Origin of the sequence: Sanguibacter biliveldensis (assembly GCF_033798665.1) — a bacterium.
In the GTDB taxonomy this organism is placed as follows: Bacteria; Actinomycetota; Actinomycetes; order Actinomycetales; family Cellulomonadaceae; genus Sanguibacter; species Sanguibacter inulinus.
Genome location: NZ_CP138359.1, coordinates 2,971,633 through 2,984,732, shown reverse-complemented (window position 1 = coordinate 2,984,732; position 13,100 = coordinate 2,971,633). Strand labels below are relative to the sequence as shown.

The 13,100-nt window shown below is 73.2% G+C and carries 12 protein-coding genes; all 12 read right to left on the bottom strand.

Going from position 1 to position 13,100, the window contains the following annotated elements; all coding sequences use genetic code 11:
* Positions 1 to 59: 59 nt before the first annotated feature.
* Positions 60 to 506 (bottom strand): hypothetical protein, encoded by a 447-nt coding sequence (locus tag SANBI_RS13070; protein ID WP_319155697.1) that lies wholly within the window; start codon positions 504 to 506, stop codon positions 60 to 62.
* Between the two features lie 6 nt (positions 507 to 512).
* Positions 513 to 1,082 carry a phage tail protein gene (locus SANBI_RS13065; protein ID WP_319155695.1) on the bottom strand — a complete coding sequence of 190 codons (570 nt, stop codon included), beginning with the start codon at positions 1,080 to 1,082 and terminating at the stop codon, positions 513 to 515.
* A gap of 7 nt (positions 1,083 to 1,089) precedes the next feature.
* Positions 1,090 to 3,039 carry a putative baseplate assembly protein gene (locus tag SANBI_RS13060; protein WP_319155693.1) on the bottom strand — a complete coding sequence of 650 codons (1,950 nt, stop codon included), beginning with the start codon at positions 3,037 to 3,039 and terminating at the stop codon, positions 1,090 to 1,092.
* Positions 3,039 to 3,455, bottom strand: a complete 417-nt coding sequence (locus SANBI_RS13055; protein ID WP_056129323.1) for a GPW/gp25 family protein — start codon at positions 3,453 to 3,455, stop codon at positions 3,039 to 3,041. The genes SANBI_RS13060 and SANBI_RS13055 overlap by 1 nt, the downstream gene beginning before the upstream one ends.
* Before the next feature lie 8 nt (positions 3,456 to 3,463).
* The gene (locus SANBI_RS13050) at positions 3,464 to 5,263 is read right to left on the bottom strand and encodes a phage baseplate assembly protein V (RefSeq protein ID WP_319155689.1); all 1,800 of its coding nucleotides are present in this window, start codon (positions 5,261 to 5,263) and stop codon (positions 3,464 to 3,466) included.
* Complete coding sequence (locus tag SANBI_RS13045; RefSeq protein WP_056129329.1) at positions 5,260 to 5,922, bottom strand: CIS tube protein; 663 nt, start codon at positions 5,920 to 5,922, stop codon at positions 5,260 to 5,262. The genes SANBI_RS13050 and SANBI_RS13045 overlap by 4 nt, the downstream gene beginning before the upstream one ends.
* Positions 5,922 to 9,392 carry a hypothetical protein gene (locus tag SANBI_RS13040; RefSeq protein WP_319155687.1) on the bottom strand — a complete coding sequence of 1,157 codons (3,471 nt, stop codon included), beginning with the start codon at positions 9,390 to 9,392 and terminating at the stop codon, positions 5,922 to 5,924. Before SANBI_RS13040 ends, SANBI_RS13045 begins: the two co-directional genes overlap by 1 nt.
* Positions 9,389 to 9,865 (bottom strand): phage tail protein, encoded by a 477-nt coding sequence (locus SANBI_RS13035; protein WP_235533837.1) that lies wholly within the window; start codon positions 9,863 to 9,865, stop codon positions 9,389 to 9,391. The genes SANBI_RS13040 and SANBI_RS13035 overlap by 4 nt, the downstream gene beginning before the upstream one ends.
* The gene (locus tag SANBI_RS13030; protein ID WP_012867628.1) at positions 9,852 to 10,025 is read right to left on the bottom strand and encodes a DUF6760 family protein; all 174 of its coding nucleotides are present in this window, start codon (positions 10,023 to 10,025) and stop codon (positions 9,852 to 9,854) included. The genes SANBI_RS13035 and SANBI_RS13030 overlap by 14 nt, the downstream gene beginning before the upstream one ends.
* A gap of 5 nt (positions 10,026 to 10,030) precedes the next feature.
* Entirely contained in the window at positions 10,031 to 10,564 is a 534-nt protein-coding gene (locus SANBI_RS13025; protein WP_319155680.1) for a hypothetical protein, read from the bottom strand.
* A complete protein-coding gene (locus SANBI_RS13020) occupies positions 10,561 to 11,040 on the bottom strand; it encodes a phage tail protein (protein WP_056129337.1) in 480 nt (159 codons plus the stop codon). Before SANBI_RS13020 ends, SANBI_RS13025 begins: the two co-directional genes overlap by 4 nt.
* 186 nt (positions 11,041 to 11,226) lie before the next feature.
* A complete protein-coding gene (locus tag SANBI_RS13015; RefSeq protein WP_319155678.1) occupies positions 11,227 to 12,795 on the bottom strand; it encodes a phage tail sheath family protein in 1,569 nt (522 codons plus the stop codon).
* Positions 12,796 to 13,100 lie beyond the last annotated feature (305 nt).

Below are 13,100 nucleotides of genomic sequence, written 5' to 3'. Positions count from 1 at the left end.
GTCGTGCCGGTCGTGCCGGTCGTGCCGGTCGTGCCTGCTCGTGCCTGCTCGTCCGGCTCTCAGCGCAGCGTCACGTACACCGCGACGGCCGTCGTCACGAGGACGACGGTCCCCGCGACGGCCCACCAGAGCCACCACGGGGTCGTCTCAGGCTCGGGCTCCGGCTCGACGACCACCACGGGCTGGGGCTGGGGGAGCGGGACCGGCACGGGCGGCGGCGGGGGCACCATGCTCCCCGTGCAGCGCAGGCACGTGCGGGCCGTGGCGAGGTTGAGCTCGCCGCAGGTCGGGCACGGCACCGAGTAGGCGAGCCCGCGCCCGTCGGTCCCGGGCAGGCGGCGCAGCGCGTCGTCGGTGTCGACGAGGTCCCCGCGGACCTCGGTCGTGGTCCTGGACCAGAACAGGGGGAAGTCGCACGCGGCGCAGAAGTCGCTCGCGTCGCGTCGCCCGTCGGTGATGAGCGCCGTGGTCCCGCACTCGGGGCACGTCACGGTGGTGGTGGGCATCGGTGCTCAGGTCTCCGTCGGGGGCTGCGGTACGGACAGCGCTGCTGTGGTGGGGACGCTCCGGCGTGGCCAGACGAGCCTGCCGTCGACCCAGAGCTCGGCGCGCACGTGCGCGGGGACCTCGTCGGCGACGAGGTCGGCGAAGGCCCGCTCGGTGAGGTTGCCGGTCGAGGCGACCCGCATGACCACCCAGGCGGTGTCCGCGGGGCTCTCGCCCTCGCGCCACACGCCGCCGCCGTCCTCGACCACGGCCGGCGCGCCGCTGAACAGCTCGAGCATCGACAGCAGCCCCGCCGGGGTGCCACGCCAGGCGAGGGTCCGTGCGGCCGTGCGCAGGACCTCGCGCTGCATCTCGGGCGGGCCTGCGCCGTCGACGGACTCGAGGCCGATCCACGAGGCGAGCCACGGCAGCAGGGTCGGCGGTGCGAGGTCGGGGTCGGCGAGGTGCTCGAGGTCGTCGGCGTGCGCCATGAGGGTGTCGGCCTGCGCCTGGAACATCTCGACGAAGCGCCTGAAGAAGTCTTCCTGCAGCATCGCCGGCGGCAGCTGGCCGACGAGCCAGTCGGGTCGCCTCATCGGGGGGTCACCGGACCACGACGCGGTGCTCGGCCGACAAGAACAGCGCGTCGGCGGCCAGGCGCAGGGTGTCCCGGCCCGCGCCGACACGGGTGCCGTTGCGCAGGTCGTAGTCGAACAGGACGACCTCGTCGATCCGCTCGACGCCCTCGATGGGCTCGACTAGCTGGGCGATCGCGGCCGACGTGAGGTCGGTGTCGAGCTGCCACCCTGTGCCCTCGGGCCCGCCGTGCAGCGGGTTGACGTACCGGGTGATGGTGTCGAGCACCCGTTGACGCAGCAGCGGGGCAGAGCGGCCGGGCAGCGCGCGGACCAGGACGGCGACGCTGACACCCTGGTAGTACGGGGTGCCGACCTCGACCGAGGCCCCGACGAGCCGGCGAGTCTCGATCGCGTGGGCGACGGTCTCGACGAGGGGGGCCGACAGCGCGAAGTCGTCGAGCCTGTGGTCGCGCGGGTCTTTGCGGACCTGGGGCACGACGAGCATCCTCACGGCCCCGGGGGCGCCGTCGGTGCGGGGCAGGCAGACGGCGCGGGCCACCTCGACCGAGGCCTCCCGGGTGATGCGCTCGAAGTCACCGGCCGTCACGGCACGCTCGCCGGTCCGCAGGGTGAGCGGTCCGCGGACCTTCGCCTCCTCGACGGTCTCCGCGTCGACGCCACCGCTCGCGGGGGTGAGGTTGGTGGCGCGGGCCACGAAGGGCACCGTGGCGCGCAGGGACGTGAGGGTGCCCGGGCCGACGTTCCCCGACGCGCCGCCGCCGTGGCGGTAGCCGGTCACCTGGACCTGCGCGCCGTCGGGCGGGACGGCGCCGTGCTGCACGCGGGCGCCGTCGGGGTAGCGGATGGTCGGCCCGAAGCGGACCTCTCCGGTGATCGAGTCCCACACGACGTGCTTGTCGGTCGGGCCGGAGGCCGAGAAGTCGGCCACCTCGGTCCACGCCTCGGAGGTCTCGTGCCCGACGACCCTCACCTGCTCCTCGCCGCGTCGCCTGGCGACAGGCGAGTGCGCGACGACGAAGGTCTGCCCGGGGACGCCCGTCGAGCGGCCGAGGATCTCGGCGGGGGCAGCGGACGCGTGCTCGGCGAGCACCGTGATGCCCGCCGCGGCGACGGTGAGCTCGTCGAGCTGGGGCGAGGCCTGGTACGTGGGCTGACCGGGCAGCGGCCGCACGAGCCGGGCCCGCAACCAGCTCGCCGACGCACCAGAGAGGGTGAGCGGCTGGGCCTCGGCCGGGACGACCAGCAGCACGGTGCCGTCGCGGTTGAGGCCGCCCGTCGTGTCGTCGTGGACCGTCGCCGGGACCCAGACCTCGCCGTCCCACGTCTCCCACACGAGCGGCGGGTTGCGCGGGTCGACGCCGATCCCCTCGGCGTGCGCGCGCACGGTGATGCGGAGCACGTGCGCGGCGATGGTCGTCGAGAAGCCGAGGTACAGCGCGTCGTCCTGGGCCAGCGGCGTGGACGTGAAGCAGGTGAGCGAGGTCCCGGGGTACACGAGGTCGTCCCAGCCGTCCTGGAGGGTCTCCTCCCCGGCCCGGCCCGTGAGGACGTGGCGGAGCACCGGCGGCACGACGAGGCCCGGCTCGGTGGTCGAGAAGACGACCGCGGCGCCGTCGGCCGTAGGGGCTGTCGAGACCTCGGTCCCGGCGGGGACGGGGACCTCACGGTCGCTGGCGCCGGAGAGCCAGAAGGTCACCGCGGTGCGGGCGACCGACGGCGGGAAGGGCTCGATGCCCACGAGGTTGAGGAAGTGCACGTACAACCGTTCGGGCACCTGGTTGACGCGGAACAGCACCATCTCGCTCATCCACGCGAAGAGCTCGATGAGCGCGACGCCGGGGTCGGAGACGTTGTGGTTGGTCCACTCCGGGGTGAAGCGCGGGATGAGGCGCTTGGTCTCGTCGACGATGTCCTGGAAGGACCTGTCGTCGAGGTTGGGAGGGGGGATCGGCATCAGGAGTCCTCGCGGGGGATCACGTAGAAGGGGTAGACGAGGTTGCGGCGGTCGTTGGTGACCCGCACCCTGTAGACGATCTCGATGTGGACGAGCGCGGAGTCGGCGCGGTCCTGGACAGGGCGCACCTCCTCGACGGCGATCCGCGGCTCCCACTGGGCGAGGGCCTCGCGGACGGCCTGCGACACGAGACCGAGCAGGTTCGCGTTGACGGGCTCGAACAGCAGGTCCCAGATGCGGCAGCCGAACTCCGGGCGCATGAGCCGCTCCCCGGGGGCCGTGAGCAGAACCACCTGGATAGACCTGTCGAGGTCGTCGGCACCGTCGGTCAGCCGGATGGACCCCGTGTGGTCGACCGAGAGCGGCCACGAGAAGCCGCGGCCGATGAACGACGGGACGTCGTGCGTGCCCTGCATGCCCTGGCTCAATTGATCATCACCAGCCCGCCGCTGACCGAGGTGGTCCCCGAGGCCTTGACGGTGGCGGTGGCCTGCCCGACGAGCTCGGCGACCTGCCCCGAGACGCTGACCTTGGCCGAGGCCGCGATCTCGATCTCGGCGGCCTTGAGGGAGAGCTTGCTGTCGGCGGCGACCGTCACGGTCGTGCCCGTGATGCTCACCGCGCCCGAGGCGTCGATCGAGATGGTCGAGGCGCCCGAGGTGATGGTCAGCGGGACGCCGTCCGGGACGGTCATCTCGGCGCGGTCCTTGCCCAGGCGGAGCCTGTGGGTGCGCCCGGCGAGGGCGAGCAGCACGTGCTGGTCCGCCGCGGCGGTCCCGTCGCCGAGCTCGACGACGTGGCCGAGCCGCGAGGTGATCGCCCGGTTGAGGACGCTGCCCTTCTGCTGGGCCTCGGTGGCCCCCGGCGGAGGCGACTTCGGACCGTACAGACCTGAGAGCACGACGGGTCGCCGGACGTCGGCACCCTCGAAGCCGAGGAGCACCTCGTCGCCGATCTCGGGGAGCGAGAGCATGCCGCGGCCCGCGCCGGCCCCGACCGAGGCGACACGCGCCCAGTCGGAGGTCACCTCGGAGGAGAGGATCTGGAAGGTCACCTTCACCCGGCCGAGGTTCTCGGTGTCGTCGACGTCCGAGACCGTCCCGATGACGAGGCCGTCGTGGGTGAAGCCCGACGGTGCGCGGCCCCGGCCACCGAGGGCGTCGCGCAGGCTCGTGCGCGGGTTGTCGCCCGCGACGACCTGCGTGCGGGCCTCGGACTCGGTGAAGGTGTGCACCACCTCGCGGACGTAGTACGTGCCGTCGCTCGGTCCGGCGCCGGCGATCGCCACGGTCCTGCCCGGTCGCAGGTCCGGCTCGAAGCGCAGCCGGCCGCGCAGCACCACGTCTCCGTCGGTCGAGAGCACGGCTGCTGCGAGCTCGTCGGCCTCCTGGGACGAGATCGGGCTGCTCGCCGTGTCCAGGGTCGTGACCGAGCCGAGCGACAGCGACGAGAACAGCCGGGCGAGCTCGGCCGGGGCGTGGCTCGTGCGGGTCCGGTCGGCCGAGACGACCTCGGCGAGCTTGGGGTCCCTGCCGCGGACGGTGACCTTCTCGGTCGCCGACGACGTGAGCCTGACGGACAGCTCGGAGATGTCGGTCCCGACAGTCAGGGCAGCCGCGGGAGGTCCTGCGAGGCGGGTCTGGGGGTCCCACATGCTCAGGTCTGTGCCCTCGACCACCCAGTCGTGGCCGAGCCGTCCGCTGAGCTCGTTGACGAGGTCGAGGTCTGTGCCGGCCTGCAGCACGTAGGGGCGGACCGTCCCGGTCCCCAGGGAGCCTGTCCCGAGCCCGCTGCGCCGGCAGGCCTGCCCGACGATGTCCTGGTAGCTGGACTCGAGGTAGGCCGTCGTGCGGCTCGCCCGTCCGAGCCTGTGCGCGCGGTCGGCGACGGTCACGAGCAGCTCGGACCGCCCGCGTCCGTCGTTCTCGAGCGCGACGCCGGTGATGTCACCCGTGAACAGCTGCGCGGCGCGGGCCTGCGCGGTGTCGCGCCGACCCGAGACCGTGACCGTGCGGCCGATGACGAGCGCACCGGTCCGGGCGACCTCGTAGTCGGGGTCGGCGAGGCGCAGCACGCACACGCCGACGGTCCGCACGGCCGTGCTGATGCGCACCTCGGTGAGCGCCTCCTGCAGTCGCATCGACAGGGGGCGTCCGTCGAGCGTGACCGTGGGACGCAGGTGGACGCCTGTCGGGCGCGGTGGCGCGGCTGCGGCGGGCGTCATCCGACGTCCTCGAGCCGAGGCACGGACAGCAAGGACCCGGGCCGCAGCGACAACGGGTCCGAGACGGTGTTCGCCGAGGCGAGGGTGCGCCAGCGGGTCGAGTCCCCGTAGTAGCGGGCCGCGATCCTGTCGAGGGTCTCGCCCGCGAGGACGCGGTGCACCCGGTGCGGCTGCGGGGTGCCCGACGTCGGGTTCTGCGGACCGTAGGAGTCGGCTGCCTCGTACTGCTGGAGCACCAGGGCGAGCGAGGCGCGCAGCGGCATGCCTGTCGTCGAGAAGTAGGTGTAGGTGAGTGCGAGGTCGGCGACGACGGCCTTGAAGGAGTGCGTGTCACCCCAGTGGAAGGTGAGGTACGGGGGCCGCGCGTTGTTGGTCGACTCGTCGGTCCCGGGCAGCGACGTGTCGATGTCCATCATCGCGAGGATCTTGCCGGTGTGCTCGGCCACCGACGTCCCTGTCGCCGTCGTGTCGAAGAACAGGTCGACCGAGAGGCTGCCGGGCATGGCGCCTGCGTACCGGAGCGTCGGTACACCCCGTCCGGCGACGGGGGTGCCGGTCCAGCGGTTGCGCCGGCTGATGGTGAGCTGCGCCGGGTTGAACAGGCAGGGGACGCGCGCGCCCCCCTCGATCTCGAGGAAGGCCTTCTCCGGTGCAGACATCAGAACACTCCAGTCGTGAAGGACGAGCTGTGGCGGGACGCCTCGTCGAGCAGGCGGTCTTCGACCTTGCGCAGGACACGGTCTTCGAGGGTCCGCACGAGCGCGTCGTCGAGCCGCGCGGTGATCCGCGAGTCGAGGCGGGCGAGGATCTCGGTGACGAGAGCCGCCTGGTCGATCGCCGGGGTCGGTTCGGGGGGCTGGGACGCGACGGGTGCCAGGTCCGGGGTCTGACGGGCCGTCTGCGAGGGGGACGGATCGGTCGGTGCGCCGAGCGGTCTGCCGGTGATCTTGCGCAAGATCTCCAGCTGGTCCGCCGTCGAGGTCACCTGAGCCGCCGAGGCTCTGCCGCTCCGAGCCGACGCCGGTACGGGCGGCGCCGTCGCAGCCGGGCTCTTCCGGGCCGCGACCGCCGGTCTGACCACGGCTGCTGTCGCACCGGCCCGGGCTGCGGTCGGCGCGGTGACGCCGAGCAGCCGCGCGGCGACAGGGACGACGACCGCAGGACGCGTCGAGGTCCGTGGCTGGACGATCCTCGGGATCGTCGTGGGTGCCGTGCGGGGACGCGGGACGAGCGGGGCCGACTGTGGCGTCGGCGCAACAGGGGTCACCGGGGTGCGGCGGCCGCGGAGCGGGACGACCGGGGCGACAGACGCCTGAGTGCGTGCCGCGGGGACGAGCCGGCCGGGGGAGTCCGGGCGTGTGCGAGGCGCAGCGCGCTGGACCAGCGGCACCGCCACCGGGACGAGCGGACGCCTCGTCGGGACGAGGCGTGGTGCGCCCGGGGCTGCGGTCCGGCGTGCCGGGAGCGGGAGCGGGACGGGCGCGACGGTGCGACGCGTGGGGATGAGCCGCGGTGCGCCGAGGGTCGCCGACGGTCGACGAGCCGGGAAGACCGGGACCACCGGCACGGCCCGGGCGGCCGGGCGGGTGGGCAGCGAGACCGGTGCCAGCGTGCGCCGCGTCGGGACCAGCCGCGGAGCGCCCAGGACTGCCGACGGTCGCCGGGCGGGGAGCACCACGGGTGCTGCCACGGGCCGGGGCGCAGGGCGGCTCGGCAGCGGCACGGGTGCCAGGGTGCGCCGGGTCGGCACGAGTCGAGGGGCCACCGAGGTGGCCGAGGCCCTCCGTGCAGGCAGCGCGACCGGGGTCAGGACCGCTCGCGGGGCAGGCCGGAGAGGAAGCGGGACCGGGGTCAGGACGCGACGGGCGGGCGTGAGCCGAGCAGCTGGCGCGAGCCTCTGGCGTGCCGCCGGGGGGACGGTGACGACAGCCGCAGGACGGGGAGCGTGCCGCGGGACCACCACGGTCGGCAGCGCGGCGCTGCGCACAGGCACCAGACGTGCCGGTGCCGGGCGACCCGTCGTACGGGACGGCGCGAGGCGAGCAGCGGACAGCGGAGCGCGCCTCGTGCTCGCGAGGGCCGCCGCGGCGGGCAGCACCCGTGCGGCGACGACCGGAGCCGGCCCGACCGAGACGGGTCGTGCTGTCGCCGCGGCCACCGGCAGAGGCACGGGGACGAGGCGGCGTGCCGCTGGGACGAGACGCCCGGCGGCGGCGGGCACGAGGGAGCGCGGTGCCTCGGCTCGCGCGGCAGGCAGCGGAGGCACGACAGGACGAGGACGGGGCGGCATCGGGGTGACCGGGCGTCGGGCCGGCACCTGGCGTGCCACGGGCGCGGGGCGAGGGACCGGGACGGGCCTGGGGACGAGCGCGGTGCGCCGGGCGACAGCAGGACGCAGCGCGCGCGGCTGCGGCTGCGCCGCCTGGCGGGGCTGCGCGGCCCGAGCCGGACGCAGCAAGATGGGGACGACGACAGGGCGTACCCGTCGCCGACGCTCTCGCTCCGGGACGGCCTTCTCTGGTGCCACAGGTGTCCGCGACGAGCGCAGGGCGGCGGCGACAGCGACGGCGACGACGGGCACAGCCAGGACCGCAGCTGTGCGGCTCGCCGGGCCACGGGCGACCAGCAGAGCCCCACGCGTGCGGCGACGGCGCTCGTCCTGCGGGCTCTCGGCGGCTGCTGCAGCCTCCGCACGGTGGCGCAGCAGACGCTCGCGCGACTCGCGCCGGTGCTCGGCGAAGCGGTCCGCGGCCTCGCGTGCGGCCAGGGCACGCCGGGCCGCGAGCGGGCTCGCCGACGGCGTCGACCCTGCTGCGACGGCGCCTCGGGTGAGGAGCGCAGCGCCGGCGAGCGCGACACCCGTCGAGCCCGAGCGTGCGAGGGTCGACGACCGCTGCGGCTGCTGACCCCACGACGCCTGCGGCGATGCGTGCCCAGAGCGTCGGGCCTGCTGGGCCGACAGGGTTGGCTCCGACCTCTGAGACGACTGGTGGGGCTGTGGCTGCCGGACGGGTCGACCGGTCCGGGCGTCGAGGGCGCCCGTGCTCCGGCCAGCCACCGGAACCTGCTGCACCCGGGCTGCGCGGGGTGCCCGCGCGCTGAGGACAGCCAGCGCGCTCGAGCGTGCGGGGAGGGTCACTCGTCCGCGAGAGTCGGCTGCCGTCCGCGTCCCCGCGACGGTCGGCGTCGATCCGGCTCTCGGCGCGTTCCCCGGAGCAGGCTCCGAGCGGGTGGTCTCGGCCTGCCGCGGCAGGTCACGACGACGACGGTCGTGCGGCAGCACCATCGACCCCGCGGCCCGGACCTCGTCGGGCAGACGCATCGGGACAGCCTGGGGCACCGTCGAGCGGGAGAAGGTCCCTGGGTTCCACGTCTTCTCGTCGGGGACCTGGCGCACGACCCTCGGCAGACCGCGCGCCGGGAGCGGCGCCGCGACGCTGGTGCGTGCGGGGAGCACAGGGCGGACGTAGCCGGCCGTCCCGGTCGTCGCAGCGCGAGACGAGGGCGCACCGGGTGACGGCTGACCCGAGGTCGCGGGAAGAGCGGCGCCCTGCGACGGGGTGCCTGCGGGCCGACCGGTCGCGGGTCCACCAGCACCGGGCACGTTCACAGCCGCCGTGCCTGCCGGACCCGTCGCCGACGGGACGAGCCGCTGGTTCGCGGTGGTCTGCGCCCCCGCGCTCGCGGACGAGGTCGTCGAGCCCGGTGTCCGGGCGGGGGCCTGCTGCGAGGTCGCCGACGGTCCGGCCGCAGTCTGGGCAGAGCGCAGGCCCGGGCTCCACCACCGCGGTGCGGCGACGCTCCCAGGACGGACCGGATGCACGGACACGGGCGCCGTGCGGCGTGCGAGCGGTGCTGTCCGCCCGACTCCGCGCAGGGTCCCCGGTCGGGCGACGGCCCGGACGAAGAGGATCGCGTCGGTCCCGGTCCGACCGACAAAACCCGTCCGGAAGCGGGCGTCGAAGGAGCTCGGACGGGTCAGCGGAGCTCGTGGTGCGGCAGGTGCGAGGCCCGACGACGGGTCACCGACGAGACCGACCTCGCCCGCAGCGGGCTGGGCCGCGTCGTCAGCCGGCGACGCCTCGCCAGCAGCACCCGCTCCGGCCGGCACGCCCTGTACCGCGCTCATGACGGCGTCCTGGCACGGAAGCCGTTGTGGGCGATCTCCAGTCGCTCGGTCGGCTGGGTCTCGGAGTCGACGCTGAAGCTCGGCCCCTCCCACCCGACCGCGAAGACGCCGTCGAGGTCCCACGAGCGCAGCCTGTCGCCCGAGTGGTTGAGCGCTGTGACAGCACCCGTCGACCGGGTGAGCGTGCTGTCGTTGGACGCGAAGCCCTCGCCCGAGGACCGGGTCACCCAGGTGAAGAGCGCGTCGGACTCGACCAGTCCTCGCGTGAACACGAGGTTGGGCCACCGCAGCACCCCGGGGAGCTTGTGGGTGTAGCCGTTCTGGCCACCCTCCACGTGCTCCGTCACCGACACCGTCAGGCGCAGCCCGCTGACCTCGCGGAAGGTCCCGATGGGCACGCCGTCGACCTCGAAGAGGAACAGCCCGACAGTGGTCGGCTCACCCCCGAGGGCTTCCATCTCAGACGCTCTCACGGACGGCCTCCCATGCACGTTCGTTCAACGAGGACACCGCGCGGATCATCCTGACCCTGTCGAGGTGCTCGAGGTCGAGGAGGTCGTCGACGGTCCAGTGCAGGTGGTACGCGAGGTACGCGATCTCCTGCCACAGGGCTTCTGCCGGATAACGGAGCATCGTGGCTATCGCACGTCCTGCGGGATCTCTTCGACGGCGGTCCGGCGGGCGTAGGTCACCGAGGCCGAGACCGCCGGCTGGTGCTGGACCGGGGCGGGTACGCCCTGCTCGTCAGCAGCGGCAGCGGCAGCCGGAGCCGCGGGGGCGGCCTCGACCGTGCTGGCAGCCGCGGGCGTCGCGGGGGCCTGGCGGATCGGTGCGAGAGCGTCGCGCTGGAGCGCGAGCAGCTCTTCGTACTCCTCCTGCGAGCCGAAGTTGATGACGCCGTAGAAGTCCTGCAGGAACGCGAGGTCCGCCGCGAAGAGGTTCTCGACCTCGTGCGTCGTCACGAGCTCGAGGGAGCCGAGCGACTCGATCACGCGGGCGAGCACGACGACGGTGAGGCGGGGGTCGTCGGGTCCGTCGACCGAGGGGTCGCGCAGCGGCTCGAGCTCGTCACGGGCCGTCGCCAGACGCATGACGCCCTCGCGGTGGAGCGTGCCGTGGTCGTCGACGTAGCCGCGCGGCAGGGTGAAGGAGAACCGGGTCTGGAGGGTCACTTGACGCGCTCGAGACGCTCGCACTGGAGCGTGATGCTCTCCTTGACGACCTCGCTCGAGTCGACGGACAGACCGTCGGTCGCGATGCGCGAGGGCCACGCGCTGAAGAAGTTGAAGCGGGCGACCTCGGTCTTGGCGGAGTCGTAGAGGACGATCGAGCCGTTCTTGCGCATGCCGGCACGGTCCGTGGCCTTGAGGCCGGTCCCGCGGACGTCGTTGAACCACTTCCACATCTTGTCGCTCGGGGAGTCGAGCGGAGCCACGCGGACGAGCGTGATCTCGGGGGCCAGGGTCCGGGTGCCCATGGCCTTGATGGCCTCGGCCACGCCGCCGGCGCCGGCCTGGCGCGTCGTCGACACGGCGACCTCGATGTCGAGGCCCGTGACGGAGGTGAGGGAGGAGATGACGGCGCCGTCGATCTCCAGGAAGAAGTTCTGCGCGATGATCGGGTCGTTGGTGAACAGGCCTGCGGCCACGGTGGCTCCTCAGCTCGGGGTGTGGCGTCCCGGCGGTGCTGCGCCGGGACGGTCGTGCGGGGACGTGCTCTGTGCGGGGTCGCTCTGCGGCGACGGGGGTGGCGCCTGCTGGCACCTGCTGGCACCTGCTGGCACTGTCGCCGCGGCCTGCACCCTGAGGTGAGCCCGCGGCGACAGTGCGGCGGCTCAGCTGCCGGTCTGCTTGTTCTGGCTGATCCGGAAGATCACGAACTCGGCGGGCTTGACCGGCGCGATGCCGACCTCGACGACGAGCTTTCCGGCGTCGATCGACTCCGGGGTGTTGATCGTCGCGTCGCAGTTGACGAAGAACGCCTGCTCGGCGCTGGTGCCGAAGAGCGCACCCGACTGCCACAGGCCGTGCAGGTAGCCGGTGAGCGTGCGCTTGACGCCCTCCCACAGAGTCACGTCGTTCGGCTCGAAGACGGCCCACTGGGTGCCCTCGAGGATCGTCGACTCGATCATGTTGAACAGGCGGCGGACGTTGATGTACTGCCAGTCGGTGTCCGAGGCGAGGGTGCGGGCACCCCAGATGCGGATGCCACGCGTGCCGAAGGGGCGGATCGCGTTGATGCCGAGCGGGTTGAGCAGCGACTGCTCGTTCTGGGTGATCGAGCGCTCGACGTCCAGGACGCCGCGGATGGTGTCGTTGGCCGGGGCCTTCCACACCCCGCGGGTGTCGTCCGTGCGGGCCCACACGCCGGCGACGTGGCCGGACGGCGGGATGAGGATGTCCGCCTGGGTCGCGCCCGGGAGCGGGTTCTCGACCTTGATCCACGGGTAGTAGAGCGCCGCGAAGGCGGAGTCGTACTGGGCGACGTCCGAGCGCCACTCCTTGACCTGCTGGGGACCGAACCCGGGAGGCGCGTCGAGGATCGCCATGCGGTTGGGGTGCAGCTCGCAGTGCGCGATGAGCGCAGTCTGCACGGCCTTCCACAGGTCGAGGTCGAGGGTGCCGTCCTCGCGGGTCGCGGCTGTCACGAGGTCAGGGACGGCGACCATCGTCACGTCCTCGGCGATCGCGAGACCGTTGATGCCCGTGCGGGCGTTCTCGGAGCCCGCGAACTTGCGCCCGGAGACGGGGACCGCGACGGGGGCGGCCTTCTCGAGCTGGTAGATGCCGGGCTTGAGGATCTCGAGCTGGCTCGACAGGTCGGTCTTGGCCTCGAGGGTGACCTCGACCTTGACGCGCGTCGACGTCTTGTTGATGACCGTCGCTGCGTCGGTAGCCCCGCCGATGGTCAGGTCGGGGTAGCTCTCGACGACCTCGTCGCCCTGGAGGATGTGGATGGTGAAGGCCGACGGGCCGTCGAGGTCGTCGTCCGCCTCGACGGTCTCGACAGCGACGGAGATGTTCGCGTCGGGCTCGATGCTCTCGACCGAGACCGGCAGGCCGAGGGCGCGGTCGACGGCGGGCAGACCGCGGCGGGCGGGCTCGCCGGCGGGCTGGACGTTGGGGATGCGCACGACGTACGCGAGGCTGCCGCCGTTGAGGAAGAACCCGTAGACGGAGAGGGGCAGCACAGCGCCCTCGACGAACCCGCCGTAGAGCTTCTCGAACTGGGTCCAGCTGGTGACGAGCCTCGGGGCGAGGCCCTCGGGGTCGCTCGGGTCGTCGAGCGGGGCGCGCTCGGTGAAGCCGACGAAGGCGGCGACGGCTGTGGGCGCCGACGCGAGGACCTTCTGTGACGACGGGACTTCTTCGATGTAGACGCCGGGCGCGGTGTAGGTAGGCACGGAGCTCTTCCTCTTCCTCGTGTGATGGACCGCCCGCCGCTCGTACAGGTCGACCAGGTCGCCGGCACGTGACTGGGGCACGCTTCGCGGCAACGCTAGGAGTCGTGACCACGCACGGGCATCGGTAGTCGCTACGTAGTTGTGGTGCCCACCCGGACTTCGCCCGGTCGACCTCGGCTCGCGCATAGCAGAGGCGCTGGTCACGGGTCATCTCGCGGTCGCCGCCGGAGCGGGTGAAGTTCCGGTGCATGGGACCAAGTACCCATTGCCGCCCGTTAAAGTCTGTGCAGCGAACCATCGGGTCT

Excerpts from the sequence above, each read along its gene's own strand:
- SANBI_RS13070 (WP_319155697.1), bottom strand. The coding sequence starts at position 506 with ATGCCCACCACCACCGTGACGTGCCCCGAGTGCGGGACCACGGCGCTC.
- SANBI_RS13065 (WP_319155695.1), bottom strand. The coding sequence starts at position 1,082 with ATGAGGCGACCCGACTGGCTCGTCGGCCAGCTGCCGCCGGCGATGCTG.
- SANBI_RS13060 (WP_319155693.1), bottom strand. The coding sequence starts at position 3,039 with ATGCCGATCCCCCCTCCCAACCTCGACGACAGGTCCTTCCAGGACATC.
- SANBI_RS13055 (WP_056129323.1), bottom strand. The coding sequence starts at position 3,455 with ATGCAGGGCACGCACGACGTCCCGTCGTTCATCGGCCGCGGCTTCTCG.
- SANBI_RS13050 (WP_319155689.1), bottom strand. The coding sequence starts at position 5,263 with ATGACGCCCGCCGCAGCCGCGCCACCGCGCCCGACAGGCGTCCACCTG.
- SANBI_RS13045 (WP_056129329.1), bottom strand. The coding sequence starts at position 5,922 with ATGTCTGCACCGGAGAAGGCCTTCCTCGAGATCGAGGGGGGCGCGCGC.
- SANBI_RS13040 (WP_319155687.1), bottom strand. The coding sequence starts at position 9,392 with ATGAGCGCGGTACAGGGCGTGCCGGCCGGAGCGGGTGCTGCTGGCGAG.
- SANBI_RS13030 (WP_012867628.1), bottom strand. The coding sequence starts at position 10,025 with ATGCTCCGTTATCCGGCAGAAGCCCTGTGGCAGGAGATCGCGTACCTC.